Source organism: Actinopolyspora alba, assembly GCF_900112765.1.
Taxonomy (GTDB): domain Bacteria; phylum Actinomycetota; class Actinomycetes; order Mycobacteriales; family Pseudonocardiaceae; genus Actinopolyspora; species Actinopolyspora alba.
In genome coordinates this window covers 305,873-322,594 of the sequence record NZ_FOMZ01000001.1, presented here as the reverse complement: position 1 = coordinate 322,594, position 16,722 = coordinate 305,873, and the positions used below count along the sequence as shown (strand labels likewise).

General features: G+C 68.6%; 17 protein-coding genes. 8 read left to right on the top strand and 9 right to left on the bottom strand.

Features of this window, described 5'->3' with window-relative positions:
• Positions 1-21: 21 nt before the first annotated feature.
• Together BM150_RS01355 and BM150_RS01350 are read left to right on the top strand one after the other, a co-directional pair.
• Entirely contained in the window at positions 22-573 is a 552-nt protein-coding gene (locus tag BM150_RS01355; protein ID WP_175496623.1) for an endonuclease/exonuclease/phosphatase family protein, read from the top strand.
• A gap of 185 nt (positions 574-758) precedes the next feature.
• The gene (locus BM150_RS01350; protein ID WP_092922512.1) at positions 759-2,804 is read left to right on the top strand and encodes a thioredoxin domain-containing protein; all 2,046 of its coding nucleotides are present in this window, start codon (positions 759-761) and stop codon (positions 2,802-2,804) included.
• A 120-nt stretch (positions 2,805-2,924) separates the two neighbouring features.
• Here the strand turns inward: BM150_RS01350 and trhA are convergent, their stop codons facing one another.
• A complete protein-coding gene (gene trhA, locus BM150_RS01345) occupies positions 2,925-3,611 on the bottom strand; it encodes a PAQR family membrane homeostasis protein TrhA (protein WP_092922509.1) in 687 nt (228 codons plus the stop codon).
• A 174-nt stretch (positions 3,612-3,785) separates the two neighbouring features.
• On the opposite strand from trhA, the gene BM150_RS01340 reads away from it, so the two are divergent.
• Positions 3,786-4,562 carry an isoprenyl transferase gene (locus BM150_RS01340; RefSeq protein WP_092922506.1) on the top strand — a complete coding sequence of 259 codons (777 nt, stop codon included), beginning with the start codon at positions 3,786-3,788 and terminating at the stop codon, positions 4,560-4,562.
• A gap of 180 nt (positions 4,563-4,742) precedes the next feature.
• On the opposite strand, the gene BM150_RS01335 is transcribed toward BM150_RS01340, so the two are convergent.
• Both BM150_RS01335 and BM150_RS01325 read right to left on the bottom strand, forming a co-directional pair.
• The gene (locus tag BM150_RS01335) at positions 4,743-5,003 is read right to left on the bottom strand and encodes a hypothetical protein (RefSeq protein ID WP_092922503.1); all 261 of its coding nucleotides are present in this window, start codon (positions 5,001-5,003) and stop codon (positions 4,743-4,745) included.
• A 298-nt stretch (positions 5,004-5,301) separates the two neighbouring features.
• The gene (locus BM150_RS01325; protein ID WP_175496622.1) at positions 5,302-5,553 is read right to left on the bottom strand and encodes a hypothetical protein; all 252 of its coding nucleotides are present in this window, start codon (positions 5,551-5,553) and stop codon (positions 5,302-5,304) included.
• 316 nt (positions 5,554-5,869) lie between these two features.
• On the opposite strand from BM150_RS01325, the gene BM150_RS01320 reads away from it, so the two are divergent.
• From BM150_RS01320 to phoH2, 3 genes are all read left to right on the top strand, one after another.
• Positions 5,870-7,060: a hypothetical protein gene (locus BM150_RS01320; protein ID WP_175496621.1), complete on the top strand. Its 1,191-nt coding sequence runs from the start codon at positions 5,870-5,872 to the stop codon at positions 7,058-7,060.
• Between the two features lie 46 nt (positions 7,061-7,106).
• Positions 7,107-7,985 (top strand): PfkB family carbohydrate kinase, encoded by an 879-nt coding sequence (locus tag BM150_RS01315; RefSeq protein ID WP_092922498.1) that lies wholly within the window; start codon positions 7,107-7,109, stop codon positions 7,983-7,985.
• Positions 7,986-8,349: 364 nt separating this feature from the next.
• Positions 8,350-9,741, top strand: coding sequence for an RNA 5'-3' helicase PhoH2 (gene phoH2, locus BM150_RS01310; protein WP_092923251.1), 1,392 nt, complete (start codon positions 8,350-8,352; stop codon positions 9,739-9,741).
• Positions 9,742-9,860: 119 nt separating this feature from the next.
• Here phoH2 and BM150_RS01305 read toward each other — a convergent pair whose 3' ends face one another.
• Positions 9,861-10,055, bottom strand: coding sequence for a DUF397 domain-containing protein (locus tag BM150_RS01305; RefSeq protein ID WP_092922495.1), 195 nt, complete (start codon positions 10,053-10,055; stop codon positions 9,861-9,863).
• A complete protein-coding gene (locus BM150_RS01300) occupies positions 10,055-10,921 on the bottom strand; it encodes a helix-turn-helix domain-containing protein (protein ID WP_092922492.1) in 867 nt (288 codons plus the stop codon). Before BM150_RS01300 ends, BM150_RS01305 begins: the two co-directional genes overlap by 1 nt.
• Positions 10,922-10,991: 70 nt before the next feature.
• Here BM150_RS01300 and BM150_RS01295 point away from each other — a divergent pair, with 70 nt between their 5' ends.
• Entirely contained in the window at positions 10,992-11,285 is a 294-nt protein-coding gene (locus tag BM150_RS01295; RefSeq protein ID WP_130468144.1) for a hypothetical protein, read from the top strand.
• On the opposite strand, the gene BM150_RS01290 is transcribed toward BM150_RS01295, so the two are convergent.
• Entirely contained in the window at positions 11,278-11,583 is a 306-nt protein-coding gene (locus BM150_RS01290; RefSeq protein ID WP_092922486.1) for a DUF397 domain-containing protein, read from the bottom strand. The genes BM150_RS01295 and BM150_RS01290 overlap by 8 nt on opposite strands.
• A gap of 189 nt (positions 11,584-11,772) precedes the next feature.
• The gene (locus BM150_RS01285; protein ID WP_092922483.1) at positions 11,773-12,252 is read right to left on the bottom strand and encodes a MarR family winged helix-turn-helix transcriptional regulator; all 480 of its coding nucleotides are present in this window, start codon (positions 12,250-12,252) and stop codon (positions 11,773-11,775) included.
• A 130-nt stretch (positions 12,253-12,382) separates the two neighbouring features.
• Between BM150_RS01285 and BM150_RS01280 the strand changes: the two genes are divergently transcribed.
• Entirely contained in the window at positions 12,383-13,471 is a 1,089-nt protein-coding gene (locus BM150_RS01280; RefSeq protein ID WP_092922480.1) for an FAD-dependent oxidoreductase, read from the top strand.
• Positions 13,472-13,621: 150 nt separating this feature from the next.
• On the opposite strand, the gene BM150_RS01275 is transcribed toward BM150_RS01280, so the two are convergent.
• Entirely contained in the window at positions 13,622-14,914 is a 1,293-nt protein-coding gene (locus BM150_RS01275) for an Nramp family divalent metal transporter (RefSeq protein ID WP_092922477.1), read from the bottom strand.
• Positions 14,915-15,137: 223 nt separating this feature from the next.
• Positions 15,138-16,721 carry an aldehyde dehydrogenase (NADP(+)) gene (locus BM150_RS01270; RefSeq protein WP_092922475.1) on the bottom strand — a complete coding sequence of 528 codons (1,584 nt, stop codon included), beginning with the start codon at positions 16,719-16,721 and terminating at the stop codon, positions 15,138-15,140.
• Position 16,722: the final 1 nt, after the last annotated feature.

Sequence of the window (16,722 nt, the reverse complement as noted above, 5' to 3'; positions counted from 1 at the left end):
GCCCGCACCGGGGACGAGTACGTGTACGAGACACACGCCCCCCTGGTTGGCGACGTCGAGCACCCGACCCGCAGGCGGATCGGCCCTTACCCCACCTCGCTGTTGGTGAAACCGGAGCTCCGGCCGGAGTTCGGAACCGAAAAAGTCGCGGGCTCGCTGGGCACCATCGACGCGAAGATCAGGGGCTCGGCGGTGACCTGGCACGTGGCCGCCGTGCACCCCCCGCCGCCGCTTCCGGGAGGGACGTCGGGATGGCGGGTCGGTCACGACCTGCTCGAGGAGTACTGTGATTTCGAGCGGCCGTTCGTGCTCGCCGGGGACTTCAACTCCACGCTGAACCAGGGGCCGATGCGGCGACTGACCTCCAACGGATGCACGGACGTCGGCAGCACCGCGGGTACCGGGTTGAGCACGACCTGGCCGTCCTCCCTGCCGGAGTTCCTCGGGATCACGATCGACCACGTGCTCGTCGGCGGCAGCGAGGTCGGCGCCGCCGACTACCGGACGGTCGACATCAGCGGCACCGACCACAGGGGGCTGATCACCGAGGTGGAACTGCCCGGAGTGGACTGATCCGGTTCCGGTGACCGCCTTCGGCCGTTCCCGAGCGGCGTCCTGCCCTCGCCGCTCAGGAGCCGTGCCGACACGGCGAGACACCGACCGCTCGGGCGGGAACCGGCGACCCGCGCGAGTTCCGGCGGGGCTTCTCGCGGCGGGGCTGCTCGGTGCCGGGACCGTCGGCGTGGGACGCTGCGGGTATGGCACAGCGGCTAGCCCGGGCGACGAGTCCGTACCTGCTCCAGCACGCCGACAACCCGGTCGACTGGTGGCCCTGGTGCACCGAGGCGTTCGAGGAGGCACGGCGGCGCGACGTGCCGGTGCTGCTCTCGATCGGCTACGCGGCCTGCCACTGGTGCCACGTGATGGCGCACGAGTCGTTCGAGGATCCCGACACGGCCGGGATCATGAACGAGGAGTTCGTCAACATCAAGGTCGACCGGGAGGAACGCCCGGACATCGACGCCGTCTACATCCAGGCCACCCAGGCCATGACCGGCCAGGCGGGCTGGCCGCTGACCTGCTTCCTGACCCCGGACGGCGAGCCGTTCCACTGCGGCACCTACTACCCGGCCGCGCCGATGCACGGCATGCCGTCCTTCCGGCAGCTGCTCGACGCGGTGATCAGCGCCTGGCAGGAACGCACCGAGGAGGTGCGGCAGAGCGCGAGCAAGATCGTCGAGCAGCTGGCGAGCCAGCGCGCGGCGCTGCCGGAGTCCGCGGTGGACGACGAGGCGCTGGAAGCCGCGGTGACCGGGCTGGCCGAGGAGTTCGACGCCGACAACGGCGGTTTCGGCAGTGCTCCCAAGTTCCCGCCGTCGATGGTGCTGGAGTTCCTGCTGCGCCACCACGAACGCGCGGGCGACACCGGCACCGGCGCGCGGGCGTGGCAGCTCGCCGAGAGCGCGGCCGTGGCGATGGCGCGCGGCGGCATCAACGACCAGCTGGCGGGTGGTTTCGCCCGCTACAGCGTGGACGCGTCCTGGATCGTGCCGCACTTCGAGAAGATGCTCTACGACAACGCGCTGCTGCTGCGGGCCTACACCCACCTGGCGCGGCGGCACGCCGCCGGGGTTCCCGGCACCGACCCCGAACTGCCGCGGCGGGTCGCGGGGGAGACGGCGGAGTTCCTGGTGCGCGACCTCGGCACCCCGGAGGGCGGCTTCGCGGCCTCGCTGGACGCCGACACCGAGCAGGGCGAGGGGATCACCTACGTGTGGACCCCGGAGCAGCTGCGCCAGGCGCTCGGCGAGGACGACGGCACGTGGGCGGCGGAGATCTTCGGGGTGACCTCGGAAGGCACCTTCGAGCACGGCACCTCCACGTTGCGCCTGCTCCGTGATCCGGACGATCCCGAGCGGTGGCGGGACGTGCGGGAGCGGCTGCTGCGGGAACGCGCGGGACGCCCGCAGCCCGCCAGGGACGACAAGGTGGTCACCGCCTGGAACGGACTCGCGATCACCGCGCTGACCGAGGCCGCCACCGCGCTGGACCGCCCCGACTGGCTCAGCGCGGCGGAGACGGCCGCGCGGCTGCTGCTGGACACCCAGCTCCGGGACGGCAGGCTGCTGCGCACCTCCCGCGCCGGTGTGCCGGGCACCGCCGAAGGAGTGCTGGAGGACTACGGCTGCCTCGCCGAGGGGCTGCTGAGCCTGCACCAGGCCACCGGTTCGGCGCACTGGCTGGACACGGCGTGCGAGCTGCTTGACACCGCGCTGGAGCTGTTCGCCGACACCGAGAACCCGGGGGCGTTCCACGACACCGCTTCGGACGCCGAAGCCCTGGTCAACCGCCCTTCGGATCCCACGGACAACTCGAGCCCATCCGGGGCGTCCTCGGTCACCTCGGCTTTGGTGACGGCGGGGGCGCTCGCGGGCTCCGAGCGATCCGGGCGCTACCGCGAGGCCGCCGAACAGGCGCTGAACCGGGCGGGGCTGCTCGCGCGGCGCGCCCCGAGGTTCGCGGGGCACTGGCTGGCCGCGGCCGAGGCGAGCAGGCACGGGCCGCTGCAGATCGCCGTGGCCGGTCCCGCCGACAGCGACCGGGACGAGCTGATCGCCACCGCCCGTCGTCATTCGCCGGGTGGCGCGGTGGCCGTGGCGGGGGAACCCGAGGACGCGGAGGTTCCGCTGCTGGCCGACCGGGGGCTGTTGGCGGGGTCAGCCGCGGCCTACGTCTGCAGGGGCTACGTGTGCGATCGGCCCGTCGGCAGCGCGGCGGAGCTGCTGGCGACGCTGCGCGGCTGAGCGCGCCCACTCGACACCGGCCGTCCCGAGGCGGGAGCGTCCGGGAGGCTCCCGCCGACCGGTCTCCCGGACGGGGTCCATCCGTCTCCCCCGGACGGGGCCGTGACCGGAGTGCCCCGTTCAGGAGTACAGCGCCAGCCAGATGGCGATGTGGTGGCAGATCGCGGCCGCCGAGACCGCCGCGTGGAAGAACTCGTGGTAGCCGAACACCCTCGGCCACGGATCGGGGCGGCGCAGCGCGTAGCAGATCGCACCCCCGGTGTAGAGCACGCCGCCGACCACCAGCAGCACCAACGCCGTGGCCCCGGCGTTGGCCAGCAGGTCGGGCAGCACGAAGACCGCGACCCACCCGAGGGCGATGTAGACGGGTACCCCGACCCAGCGCGGGCCGTTCGGCCAGGCCAGCTTGAGCACCACGCCGCCGAGTGCGCCGCCCCACACCACCGCCAACACCACCGTCGCCGTGGTCGGCCGCATCGCCAGCATCGCCAGCGGCGTGTAGGTGCCCGCGATGAACAGGAAGATCATGGAGTGGTCGAGGCGCCGCATCGTGGTCCGCGCACCTTCCGTGCGCCACGTCCTGCGGTGGTACAGCGCGCTTACGCCGAACAGGCCCAGCACCGTGGCGACGTAGATGGAGGTCCCCAGCGCGGCACGTCCGGACACCGTGGTTCCGGCCAGCGCGATCAGCGCGGCGCCAGAGACCAGCGCCCCGAGCGCGGACCACAGGTGGATCCAGCCCCGCAGCTTGGGTTTGACCGGCTGAGCGGCCGAGGGCTCGCGCGTGTTGCGGCTCGCTGTTGGCACGTTTCGAGCCTACGGGAGGGAGACCGCCCCGCTCCGCTCGACATGATGACGTTCACCCGCCCGGTGCGGGACGAGCCACGAATCGCCCGCCTCGGTGAGCTGCGCGCGGAGCGGCCGTGTCGATCCTGCGGTCGCTTGCCGTGCTCGTCGAGCCTCCGAGTAGTCTCGTGGAACGTGGCGCTGAGACTTCGGCTACGAGAGCTTGTCTACGATCTCTACGAACGGCGATTGCGCCGGCAGCTAAAGGGGGCGCAACCCCCCAGACACGTCGGTGTGATTCTGGACGGCAATCGCCGCTGGGCGAAGGAGGCCGGGTTCGACGCCGACTACGGTCATCGTGCCGGGGCGCGCAAGATCTCGGACTTTCTCGGCTGGTGTCGGGAGAACCAGGTGGAAGTGGTCACGCTGTGGCTGCTGTCCACCGACAACCTCCGGCGGGCCAGCAGCGAGGTCGACTCGCTGCTGGAGATCATCGCCGGTGTCGTGGAGGAGATCACCCAGCCCGGCACGCCGTGGCGGGTGCGCATCGTGGGTGCGATGGACCTGCTGCCCACCGAGATCGCGGCCAGGATCTCGGCCGCCGCGTTGCGGACCGAGAACCGGGACGGGATGCAGGTCAACGTGGCGGTCGGCTACGGCGGCAGGCAGGAGATCGCCGACGCGGTGCGCAAGATGCTGCAGCGGCACGCCGAGGCGGGAACCACCATCGAGGAACTCGCCGAGGTGCTCGACGTCGATCACATCGCCGAACACCTCTACACCTCCGGGCAGCCCGATCCGGAGCTGTTGATCCGCACTTCCGGTGAACAGCGATTGTCCGGTTTCATGCTCTGGCAGTCGGCGCACTCGGAGTTCTGGTTCTGCGAGGCCTACTGGCCCGCCTTCCGGCGAGTGGACTTCCTGCGCGCACTGCGAAATTTCGCGGCTCGGCATCGCAGATTCGGGAACTGACGCGTTCTCGGCAGAGCTCTTGGATCGAGTTCCCGAACCGGGGTCCCGAACGGCGGGCGCGAGTCGCGAAGTGCCGCGACGTCGACGATATCCGTGGAACCGAGAAGCGGGGCCGGACCGCGATGTCCGACCCCGCTCGTTTCATCCCGATGAGTCGGGACGAATCCGTTCAGCCCGTGCTCAGCTGCCGTTGGTGATCGAGGTGGGGTGGTCCACGACCGGGGCGTTGACGCACTCCGAGGGCTGCGCGTGCAGCAGGTTGACGACCGCACCGAGCACGGCGACGTTGTTGCCGCACAGCTGGACCGGCAGCACGCTCAGGTTGTTGTCGTTGAGGATGTTGATGCCGTCGTTGTCCTTGGTGTCGGCGCTGGCCATGGGGGCCATGGCCATCATGCCGGCGGCGGCGATACCCACGGCGGCGGCGGTCTTCTTCAGCATGGGGGAGTTCTCCTTCGAATTACACGTCGATTCCGACGCTCTCCGCCTGTTCGCACTCCGAGCGGCGGAGGAGATTTTGTCGTGAGTTGACCCGGAACGAGTCCGTCAGTGCGGAAAATCGCCCTTCAGAACGGAAATCGGCTGCCGAATCGTGGCACGCGATCGCGCGGAAGAAACGGCTCCGTTCTCGTTCCGAGCTCTCCGGGGGGTCGTTCGGTTCGCCGCTGAATCCGGAGTGGACGGCTGTCAGGTCAGCTCCGTCCACTCCGGCTCTTCCGGTTCCGCGCGGGATCCGGGCTCAGCTGATCGCCTTGGGGTGGTCCACGACCGGGGCGTTGACGCACTCGGAGGACTGCGAGGTCAGCACGTTGGCGACAACGCCGAGCACGGCGACGTTGTTGCCGCACAGCTGGACCGGGACGGCGCTGATGTTGTTGTCGTTGAGGATGTTGATGCCGTCGTTGTCCTTGGAGTCGGCGCTGGCCATGGGGGCCATGGCGACCATGCCGGCGGCGGCGATACCCACGGTGGCGGCGGTCTTCTTCAGCATTTTCTCGCTCCCTGTCGGTACGGGTGATTCGTGGAACGCGGTTCGCACGACGGAACCCCAGAAAATTCCGCCGTGGGCGCGCACACGAAGGAAACCTATCGACTGCATGATCGCGAGGAAAGCTCGGTAACACTATCGTGTAAATATCTAATTTGGTTTCTAAAGGTATCTTTCGGGTGACACACGAAAGGCGACGTTGGTGCTCGGAATGATTCGCCGGAAGCTTTCCGGTCGTGCGTCACTCTCGGGGGCGAACGCCCCGATCCCCGCGGCGCGAACACGGCACGAAAGCCGCGACCTCCGCTATCCTGCCGACATGCCCGAAGCGCCGGTCGCCGAGTACCTCGTCCTCGGCCTGCGGTTCGGGCGGCTGTCCCTCGGCTTCGTGCAGAGCTACACCGGCGATCGCGCGCTGCGCGGGCAGGTGGACCGCGAGCCCGCACCGCTTCCCGGCTTGCTCGCCTCACAGGCACGCGGACTGCGTCGAACCGTCCGGCGGGCCGCGCTGGATGCCGACCGTACCGACTTCCTGCTCGGGCAGCTCGCCGCGCTGGACTGCGCCGCCCGCGGGCTCGCCGGGGGTCCCGTGTCGTTCGCGGGCAGGCTGCGCCGCCGCTTCCAGCTCGAGGTGGACCGCACCGACCCCGAGCACTACGCGGCGGTCCACGACGAACTCGCCCACTGGCTGCCCCGGGGCGCCACGCTGGTCGAGCGGGTGGCGAACTTCCGCGAACGCGAACGCGTCCCGGCGGAAGCGCTGCCCGACTGCGTGCGTGCCCTCTCCGAAGCCTTCCGAGTCCGGGCGCGAGCGGCGTTCCGGCTGCCGGTGCACGAGCGGGTGACGTACCGGTTCCGGCACGATCCTTCCTTCGGCGGGCTGCAGCACTACCTCGGCGGCGGCCGCTCCGTCGTCACCGTCAGCACCGCCGTGCCGCACCGCCTCAGCGACCTGCCCAGGCTGCTGGCGCACGAGAGCTATCCCGGCCACCACACCCAGCACTGCCGCGGCACGCTTCCCGAACACGACATCGCGCTCACCGACACCCCGCAGTGCGCGGTCTCGGAGGGACTGGCCGAACGGGCGCTGGACGTGCTGCTCGGTCCGGCCTGGGGAGCCCGGGTTCGTGAGGTGCTCCACGGGATTCTGCCGGTGCCCGCGGCGGAGGACCTCGAACGAATGGACGCCGCGCGGCGCGTGCTCGCCGGGGTACGGCGGGACGCCGCGCTGATGCTGCACGAGCACGGCACCGATCCCCACCGGGTGCGCGAGTACCTGCGGCGCTGGTTGCTGCTGGACGATTCGCGTGCCCGGGTGCTGCTGGAACGTCTCTCCGACCCTTCCGCCGCCGCGTACGCCGTCGTCTGCCCAACCGCGTACGAGTTGACCGGTTCCTGGTTGGACGCCGATGGTCCCGAACACCGCCGCGCTCGCTACGAACGGCTGTTGGATCGGCCGCTGCCGCCGCACACCCTGCGGTCCGAGCTCTCCGGCAGAATCGCCGCTTGACTGCTCCCCGGCGCGAACGCCGGGATTTCCGCCGATCGGAGGGCCGATGAGCCGACGCGCCGTGCTGTGCGCCGGGATGGTCACGCTGGACCTGCTGCAGCGGGTGGCCGAGTTCCCGGGGCCGAACGAGAAGACCACCGCCGAGCGGGCAGAGTTGAGCGCGGGCGGGCCTGCCACCGGGGCCGCCGTCACCGCCGCCGCGCTCGGTTCGGAGGTGAGCCTGCTGACGGCACTGGGGAATCACCCGATGGCCGGGGTAGTGGCGGACGAACTCGCCGAGCACGGAGTCGAACTGCTCGACGTCACTCCCGGGAGCGGGACGCCGCCGGTGGTCTCCGCCGTGACGGTGCACAGCACCACCGGTAGCCGCAGCGTGGTCTCGCGCGCCCCGAAGGATGCCGATCCGGAGCCGGGCGCACTGCTGCGGACCGTCCCCGACGCGGTGCTCGTGGACGGTCATCGTCCCGTGCTCGCCCGAGCGGCCGTGCGGCACGCCGAACGGGCCGGTGCTCCCGTGGTGCTCGACGGTGGCAGTTGGAAACCCGTGCTCGCCGAGATCCTCCCCCGAGTGGACCTCGCGGTCTGCTCCGCCGACTTCCGGATGCCCGGTACGACCGAGCTCGACGAGCAGCCCGCCGCGCTGTTCGAACGCGGAGTGGGGTCCGTGGCGATCACCCGGGGGCCCGGGGACGTGCTCTGGTGGTCGCCGGACGGCGCGAGCGGCAGCGTTCCCGTCCCCGAGGTCGAGGCGGTGGACACGCTCGGCGCGGGCGATGTGTTCCACGGTGCGGTGGTCCACGCGGTCGCCGGTGGTGCCCCGCTGTCCGGCCTGCCCGACACGCTTTCGTTCGCGGCCGGGATCGCCGCCGACCGGGTGCGCCGTGCGGGGCGCGGGGAGTGGCTGCGCGGGATGTCCCCTCGCTGACTCGGGTAGGCGGTGCGAACCGCGGGATCGATTCCGCGCGGCGTGCGGGTGCGAAACAGTCCACGGCCCACGGTCGGGTGATGGGTTCACCGTAGGGGCCGTGTGGGTGTGCACACTGTGGCTTTCGGGTGACGATTCGTTTAATCACCTGTGTGGCTGCCTGCCAACGTCCGATCACACGGGTAGCGTCCGCGGTGACGGGTCGTGCAGTTGCGGCCCGTCCGGGGAGGCCCTTCACCCGTGTCGAAGGTCGGATCGGGCTCCACCGGGTGGCTGCCCACGGCCCGACTCCGACGGGGTGCGGGGCGGCCCGGCCCGCCGACGAACGGGCGCGGTCGTTCGTGCCCGTTAGGGAGTAGCCGTGATGACACGACGTTCCCAGCAAGCGGAGCCCCTGTCCGGTTCCGAAAGCGTGAATTCCTCAGCTCCCGCACCGCGTCCGTCGGACGCGTCCGAGGGAAGGGGAGTGCGTAGCTACGTCCTGGACACTTCTGTGCTGTTGTCGGACCCCTGGGCTTTCACCAGGTTCGCCGAGCACAGTGTCGTCCTGCCACTGGTCGTGATCAGCGAGTTGGAAGGCAAGCGCCACCACCCCGAACTGGGCTGGTTCGCGCGGGAGGCGCTGCGTGGTCTCGACGACCTGCGACTGCGACACGGCAAGTTGGACGAGCCGGTTCCGGTCGGTGAGTCGGGTGGTCGACTGCACGTCGAGTTGAACCACTCCGACCCCGAGGTGCTGCCTCCGGGGTTTCGCAACGAGTCCAACGACGCCCGCATCCTGGCGTGCGCGCTGAACCTGGCCGGTGACGGTCACCTGGTGACCCTGATCAGCAAGGACATGCCGCTGCGGGTCAAGGCCGCCGCTGTGGCGTTGGACGCGGACGAGTACCGGGCGCAGGACGTGATCTCCACCGGTTGGTCCGGCATGACCGATCTGGACGTGCCGCCCAACGAGGTGGACACGCTGTTCAAGTCCGGCTCGGTGGAGTTGGCCGAAGCCGCCGAACTCCCGGTCAACACCGGGTTGCGGCTGCTCGCGGGAACGAAGAACGCGCTGGGCCGGGTGACCCCGGACAAGACGGTGCGGCTGGTGCGCGGTGAGCGCGAGGCGTTCGGGCTGCACGGTCGCTCCGCCGAGCAGCGGATAGCCCTGGACCTGTTGCTGGACCCCGAGGTCGGCATCGTCTCGCTGGGCGGTCGGGCCGGAACCGGCAAGTCCGCGCTGGCGCTGTGCGCCGGGCTGGAATCCGTGATGGAACAGAACAGGCACCGCAAGGTGATGGTCTTCCGGCCGCTCTACGCGGTGGGCGGGCAGCAGCTCGGCTACCTGCCCGGCAGCGAGGACGACAAGATGCAGCCCTGGGGGCAGGCGGTCTACGACACGCTGGGCGCGCTCGCGGGGCAGAACGTCATCGACGAGGTCATCGACCGGGAGATGCTCGAAGTGCTGCCGCTGACCCACATCAGGGGGCGCTCGCTGCACGACTCCTTCGTGATCGTCGACGAGGCGCAGTCGCTGGAGCGCAACGTGCTGCTGACGGTGCTGTCGCGGCTGGGTGCCAATTCGCGGGTGGTGCTCACCCACGACGTGGCGCAGCGCGACAACCTGCGGGTCGGCAGGCACGACGGCGTCGCGGCCGTGATCGAGAAGCTCAAGGGTCACCCGCTGTTCGCGCACGTCACACTGACCCGCTCCGAGCGGTCCCCGGTGGCTGCCCTGGTCACCGAGATGCTGGAGGGTGAGTTCATGAGCTGATGCCCCCAGGGGCGAGCCCTCGAAGGACGGCGTGGCCGGGCGGCGATTTCGCGAGAAATTGACGCCCGGCCACCGCCGATCGTGCTAACTCCGCCCGGTCCGGCGGTGTCCCGGTGCTCTCATCGCCGGTGCTCGTCGAGGGTGGTGGCGGTGCGGAGGAAGGCGTGCCAGGCGTGGTGGGTGAAGGTGTGGACGGGGCCGTCGGGGTTCTTGGAGTCGCGGACGCCCACGGCGGTGTCGGTGAGTCGCACCTCCACGCAGTTGTCGCTGCCTCCGGAACTGCGACTGCTCTTGATCCAGCCGGTGTCGTACATCAGACCTCCTTGCGGGTTCGTTCCAGGAAAGCCCGTGACTCCTCTGGAGAGAGTGTCAACTCGCACACTCGATCGAAGATTCTGGTGAGCACTCCCACGTCTTCCGCGTCGTCGAGGTAGACGGATGGGCCGTGTACAACCGAGGAGAAAGCTATCGGTGAACCTCGGTCCCCGAAACCGAATATCGTGAATCCGCCGCCACAAGCCGGATTCGACACCGCTCCTACCGGCAGCACTCGAACTGTCAGGCTTTCGTGATGATCAAGCAGGGACAGCACGTGTTCGAGCTGATCCCGCAGCAAGAAGTCAGTTCTCTTCATGTCCAGGATGGCGTGCTCCGCGAGCACGATGTCGAGCTCGCTCGGGTGCTCACTGTGCAATGTTTTGGACTGGCGATTCATCCGATAGTCGATACGCTGTTCGATCTCGGCCGGTGCTGAGCTGGTGAAGATGCCTTCCCAGGAGCTTATTACCGAACGGATGTAGGAAGGCGACTGCAGTAGTCCGGGAACGATGCTCGGTTCGAACGCCTTGATCTCGGTCGCGTTGCTTTCCAGGTCGGCGAACCGCTGGTAGGCGTCGGGCAGCGTGTCCACGTACGCCCTGCGTTTCTGGCGTTTTCGGGCCGAGCTCGCCAGCGCTCGTACCGTTTCCCGTTCCTGAGGCTCTACCGAGTAGAGATCGAGCAGGCTGTCGAGGCTGTCCGGTGGCAGGGTTCCCTCACCGTCCTCGATCTGGACCAACCGCGAGCGCGCCTTGCCGATCTCCTGCGCAGCGGCGTGCTGTGATTTGCCTGCTTGTTCCCGGAGTCGACGCAGGGTGAGCCCCAGTTGCCGCCGCTCGAACGTCTGACGGGCACGGCCCATGCGCTTCCTCTCGTAACTCACCCGATCAGATGGCTGTCAAAGACTGACGGTCAGTCTTATCTTGGTTGTGGTGGCCACCATTCCTGTCAGCTCGATCAATCATCGTATCGACCAGCAAGGAGCGTGGATCATGAGTCTTTACCGGCACACCGGGGTATCGGTGGAGTCCTACGTGGAGATGGCCCGTGGGGTGGCGGTCCGCTGTGAGGTGGACCGGCTCAACGAGCAGGCCAACCTCGCGTTCGGTTCCTCGGAGAGCTTCGTGCTCAGTCTGGATCGCGACGCACTTGAACAGCTGGTATCGCTGGGCAGCCGTGCCATCGCTGAACTCGACGTCGAGGGTGAGCCGTTGACTGTTATGTGAGCGCGTTGGTCGTCATCGGTGTTTTCGACGGGTGTCGTCGGTTTCGTGAGTTGAACCGACGACACCGTCTTGACGCGTTGTTGTCACTGAAAACGGTCCTATTCGGTCGGTTCGGTCGTGGCGCGGAGGAAGGCGTGCCAGGCGTGGTGGGTGAAGGTGTGGACGGGGCCGTCGGGTTCTTGGAGTCGCGGACGCCCACGGCGGTGCCGGTGAGTCGCACCTCCACGCAGTTGTCACTGGCTACCGCGCTGTAGGAGCTCTTCAGCCATTCACCCTGCTTGTTGGTCGTCTGTGCCATGTCATCGATTGTTCACGTCATGGCGCGCCGAAGCCGGTGAATTCACCGTTTCTCGGGACGAGTACCCAATCAGGCGTCGCGTGCATGTGAGCATCGGCAGGGAGCGGTGCCCGCACGAGCGGTCGCTTACGTCGGACGCGCGAGTTCCGTCCGTCGGACGGGTGCGCGTCTCTCCGAAGAGTGCCGGACTCAGTCGGCAGCCCGGTCGGCAGCGGAGTTCCGCCCCGAGTCGTCGGTGGCCAGCACGCGTCCCAGCAGCTCGACCAGCGTGTCACGTTCCTCGTCCGTGAGGGGGCTGAGCAGTTCTCGCTGCGCGGACCGGGCGACCGCTGTCATCTCCCCGGCGAGTTCCGCTCCGGCCGTGGTCAGCGTGACCCGGTGCCGACGTCGGTCCTCGGGGTCGCGCTCCCGGCGCACCAGTTCCCGCTGCTCCAGCTTGTCGAGGTAGCCGACCAGATGGCTGCGGTTGAACCGGAGCCGATCGGCGAGCACGTGCTGCGTCAGCGGCCCGAAGTCCGAGAGCGCCGTGAGCACCGCGAAGTGCGGTAACCGCAGTCCTCGTTCGGCGAGCGCCCCGTCCAGCTCCCGGTGGCCGATACGCGCGACGTGCCCCGCCAGGTAGGAGGGCAGCGAAAGCAGGCTCGGGGGACGTGTCTCGTGCTCGCTCATGAGTGCAACTCTATCCACCCGCCAAATTAATGTCATACTGTAACTGTTACATAATGACATTAATATTTGACGCGGAACGAGCCGTTCCCGAACGCGAGGCGGGTGACGGCCCGTGGATATCGGAGGAACCATGACAGCAACCGTCGTCGTTGTCGGTGGCGGATACGGCGGTATCACGGCGGCCAGGGCGATCGACGAGTTCGCCGAGGTCGTGCTCGTGGAACCCCGCGACACCTTCGTGCACAACGTCGCGGCTCTCCGGGCGCTGGTCGAACCGTCCTGGTTGGACCTGATCTTCCTGCCTTACGACAACCTGCTCGGCAACGGAAGGGTGATCCGCGACCGCGCGGTGCGCGTGGACCACTCGGCCGTCACACTCGCCTCCGGCGAGCGGATCGAGGCGGACTACGTGGTGCTGGCCACCGGCTCTTCCTATCCGTTCCCGGCCAAGGTGGACGTCACCGACAGCGCCCTCGCCGTCAAGAAGCTGCGCACCACGCACGACGCGCTGGCCGACTCGCGCGGCGTCCTGCTGCTGGGGGCCGGGCCGGCCGGGCTGGAGCTGGCGGGGGAGATCAAGCACGGTTGGCCGAACAAGTCCGTTACCGTCGTCGATCCCGCGCCCGAACCGCTCTCGGCGGTGCCGTTCCCGGCGGAGCTGCGCGCCGAACTGCGGCGCCAGCTCGACGAGCTCGGCGTGGAGCTCTCGTTCGGCAACCCCCTGGCCGAACAACCGCCCTCCGAACCCGGCGAACCGGGGGCGTTCTCCGTGACCACCCGTCCCGGCGAGCGAATCGACGCGGATCTCTGGTTCCGCTGCTACGGAGTGGTGCCCACCAGCGGATACCTGGACGAGGAACTCGCGGTGGCCCGCCGGGAGGACGGGGCGCTCGACGTCACCTCGGAACTCCGGCTGCCCGGCCAGGACCACGTGTTCGCCATAGGTGACCTCACCTCGATCCCGGAGGCCAAGACGGCAAAGGCGGCCGAACTGCACGCCGGGGTGGTGGCCGCCAACATCCGGGCCCTGGCGGACGACGAGGGCGAGCTCACCCGTTACGAACCGGCTCCACCGGCGATCTCGCTACCGCTGGGCCCGGCGGGCGGGGTCTCCTACTCGCCGTCCGCCGGTGTGCTCGGGGCGGAGCGGACCTCGCGGCTCAAAGGGACGAGTATGCGTCGCGAGGTCTACACGGCACTGCTGAACCTGGACGGCTGAACGAGGGGATGTTGCCGCACGTGAGGCGGTGCCCGGCGAACCGACCGGGCACCGCCTCCTAGGAACTCCTTTTCCCGCGGAACGAATTCGCTGGGGAAGAACCGGGTCCGGCCCAGCGCCGGCCACGAGCACCAGCGTCCGGCCGCGGTACTAGAACCACCCCATGACCGCTTTGATGCTCACCCAGATCGCCAGGGCGGTGGTCAGAACCAGAACGGTGTTCTCCGCGATGCTCGCCTTGTGCTCGCCCAAATGGCTCGATTTGTTCACGAGAATCATGAGGCCGATCGCCGTGATCGGCACGACGACGGCCTGCATCCCGGTGACGAAGATCGCCATCTCGACGAATCCGGGCATCCCGGGGATGGACCAGATGATGGGCGAGATCAGAATGAACAGGCTGAACCACTTGAACCACGGGTCGTCGTCGAATTTCCGCCCGAACTTCTCCCGGCGCTCCGGCCTGATCATGTGCAAACAATCGATTATGATCTTGGGGAAACCGTTCGCGTACCCGATCACGCTGCTGTAGAGGATTCCGAACGCCCCGAGGTAGAAGACGACGGCGCCGAACGTCCCCAGGTGCAGCGACAGCGCCTTGGAGATGTCCTCCAAGCTGTTGACCTCGATGTTGTTCGGGCTGAGGATCTCGGCGCCGACGACCCAGACCGTCAGGTTGATCACGATGGCGGCGCAGATGCCGAACAGGATGTCGTTGCGCTGGATCCTCTTGTGGCGCACACCCTTCCAGCCCTTCTCCTTCACGAAGTAGGGGTACAGGAAGTTGGCCATCGATCCCGCCACCGCTCCGATCAGGGAGAGGGCGACGGCGAAGACCCCGAACGCGCCGGTATCACTCGGGATGCCGAATCCCACCGTGCCCTTGACGATCCCACCCACGTCGGGAACCGAGTAGATCGCCAGCCCCAGGAAGGCGGTCGTCATCAACACCAGGAGGAGTTTGAGGAGCTTCTCGATGGTGTTGTAGACATTACGACCGATGACGAACAGGCTGACCAGAACCACCGCGCATGACCACATGAACGGATGGCCGATATTGAATATCCAAGCGAGGGACTCCCCCGCCCCGGTGATCATGTAGGCATTGAAGAAGTGGCCACTGACGAGGATGGCGATGCCGATGAACCACGGGTAGTACTTGGAGACATCGCTGTAGCCCTCGACTATCGTCTGCCCCTTCAGGTTCAGAATCTGATACCTGCCCATGAGGTTCACGATGACGAACCGAACGATCAGGGAAAGGGCGAGCAGCCACATGAGGTTGTACCCGTAGCTCGAGCCCGACACGGAGGCGGTGACGAGGTCACCGGCTCCCATCATGCTCAGGACGGCCACGATTCCTGGGCCGAAGTTCCGGATTCGGCCCAGGAATGGTCTATCCGGGGTGTCCACGGCCGCCTTGTTGCCTTCTTCTCGTTCCATCAGCAAAAACCTCGGTAATTCGTGGAATAGTCACTACTCGGTGCTGACGATTCGCAATGCTTTCGGGATCTCCACCGACTTGGGTGAGATCGAGGCTGCGGCAGCCGCGGCCAACCCGGGGTTACGGAGCTACCCGTTCCAAGTGAGCCGTCCCCGCGGTAGGCATTATCGCCTCCTGCTGGGGGCGGAAGGATCCGGCGGAAAGTGCTTTCGACCGCCCGCTTCAGTGCCGTCCCGGTTCGCCGTCGACCCGGCGCCACAGCTGTTCGGGGTTGCCCGGCGCGACGGAGTCGGGCAGCAGTGCCTCGGGGACGTCCTGGTAGGCGACCGGCCGCAGGAACCGCTCCACGGCCAGGGTGCCCACCGAGGTGCCCCGGGAGTCCGAGGTGGCGGGGAACGGCCCACCGTGGACCATCGCGTGACCCACCTGAACCCCGGTCGGCCAGCCGTCGAACAGGACGCGCCCCGCGCACCGTTCCAGCAGTGGCAGCAGCGCGGCGGCCTCGGGGTGGTCGGCCGTCGCGGCGTGCACCGTGGCGGTCAGCTGGCCCTCCAGGTTCCGCGCGACCTCGCGGAGCTGCTCGGCGTCGCGGCACCGGACCACCAGCGAGCACGCGCCGAACACTTCCTGGTGGAGCGACTCGTCGGCGAGGAACTCGCCCGCATCGGTGGCCAGCAGAGCGGGGCGGCAGGTGTTCGGCCGGTCCGTCCCGGTTCCCCGTGCCAGTTCCTCGACCGAGGGGTGTGCCGCGAGCTCGCCCAGCCGGTCCGCGTAGGCGTGGGCGATGTCGGGTGTGAGCATCGTGCTCGGTTCGCTCGCCGCGACCGAGTCGGCGGCGGCGCTCAGGAACTCCCGCAGTTCCGGACCGTCGACCGCGACGACCAGCCCCGGGTTGGTGCAGAACTGGCCTGCTCCCGAGGTCAGCGACCCGACGAAACCGGTGGCGATGTCCCCGGCCCGCTCGGCGAGCGCGTTCGGCAGCAGGAACACCGGGTTGGTGCTGCTCATCTCCGCGAACACCGGGATCGGGCGCGGCCGTGACTGCGCCGCCGCCAGCAGCGCCAGTCCGCCGGAGCGGGAACCGGTGAAGCCGACCGCCTGGATCCGCGGGTCCGTCACCAGTGCGGTGCCCAGCTCGGGCCCGGAGCCGAACAGCATCGAGAAGGTGCCTGCGGGCATGTCGAGCTCGGTGACCGCCCGGGTCACGGCTCGCGCGACCAGCTCGCAGGTGCCGGGGTGGGCGTCGTGCGCCTTGACCACCACCGGGCAACCGGCGGCCAGCGCGGAGGTGGTGTCACCACCCGCGACGGAGAAGGCCAGCGGGAAGTTGCTCGCGCCGAACACCGCCACCGGTCCCAGCGGAATCCGACGCTGCCTGATGTCGGGCCGCGAACGGGAGCCGTCGGCGGCGGGTGACGGGTCGACGCGTGGCGCCTCCAAGTCGCCCTGTCGGACCAATGAGGCGAACATCCGCAGCTGCCCGGTGGTGCGGCCGACCTCGCCGGTCAGTCGTGCCTTCGGCAGCCCGCTCTCGGAGTGCGCGCGTTCGACCAGCGTCTCGTTGAGCGCGTCGATGTTGTCGGCGATCCGGTCCAGCAGCGCCGCGCGGTCGTTGCGCGGGGCGGCGCGGTAGACGGGGAACGCCTCCTCGGCGGCGGTGCAGGCGCGGTCGACATCGGCGGGGCTGCCGTGGCCGAACTCCGGCTCCAGGGTTTGCCCGGTGGCCGGATCGACGGCACGGATCCCCGCGCCCTTGCCGGCGATCTCCGTTCCGGCGACGAGCATGTGTCCGGTGGGTCGCGTCATC

What these genes read in the sequence shown, in the direction of transcription:
- BM150_RS01350 (WP_092922512.1), top strand. Translation starts at nt 759, where the DNA reads ATGGCACAGCGGCTAGCCCGGGCGACGAGTCCGTACCTGCTCCAGCAC.
- BM150_RS01335 (WP_092922503.1), bottom strand. Translation starts at nt 5,003, where the DNA reads ATGCTGAAGAAGACCGCCGCCGCCGTGGGTATCGCCGCCGCCGGCATG.
- BM150_RS01325 (WP_175496622.1), bottom strand. Translation starts at nt 5,553, where the DNA reads ATGCTGAAGAAGACCGCCGCCACCGTGGGTATCGCCGCCGCCGGCATG.
- BM150_RS01320 (WP_175496621.1), top strand. Translation starts at nt 5,870, where the DNA reads ATGCCCGAAGCGCCGGTCGCCGAGTACCTCGTCCTCGGCCTGCGGTTC.
- BM150_RS01315 (WP_092922498.1), top strand. Translation starts at nt 7,107, where the DNA reads ATGAGCCGACGCGCCGTGCTGTGCGCCGGGATGGTCACGCTGGACCTG.
- phoH2 (WP_092923251.1), top strand. Translation starts at nt 8,350, where the DNA reads ATGACACGACGTTCCCAGCAAGCGGAGCCCCTGTCCGGTTCCGAAAGC.
- BM150_RS01305 (WP_092922495.1), bottom strand. Translation starts at nt 10,055, where the DNA reads ATGTACGACACCGGCTGGATCAAGAGCAGTCGCAGTTCCGGAGGCAGC.
- BM150_RS01300 (WP_092922492.1), bottom strand. Translation starts at nt 10,921, where the DNA reads ATGGGCCGTGCCCGTCAGACGTTCGAGCGGCGGCAACTGGGGCTCACC.
- BM150_RS01290 (WP_092922486.1), bottom strand. Translation starts at nt 11,583, where the DNA reads ATGGCACAGACGACCAACAAGCAGGGTGAATGGCTGAAGAGCTCCTAC.
- BM150_RS01285 (WP_092922483.1), bottom strand. Translation starts at nt 12,252, where the DNA reads ATGAGCGAGCACGAGACACGTCCCCCGAGCCTGCTTTCGCTGCCCTCC.
- BM150_RS01280 (WP_092922480.1), top strand. Translation starts at nt 12,383, where the DNA reads ATGACAGCAACCGTCGTCGTTGTCGGTGGCGGATACGGCGGTATCACG.
- BM150_RS01275 (WP_092922477.1), bottom strand. Translation starts at nt 14,914, where the DNA reads ATGGAACGAGAAGAAGGCAACAAGGCGGCCGTGGACACCCCGGATAGA.
- BM150_RS01270 (WP_092922475.1), bottom strand. Translation starts at nt 16,721, where the DNA reads ATGACGCGACCCACCGGACACATGCTCGTCGCCGGAACGGAGATCGCC.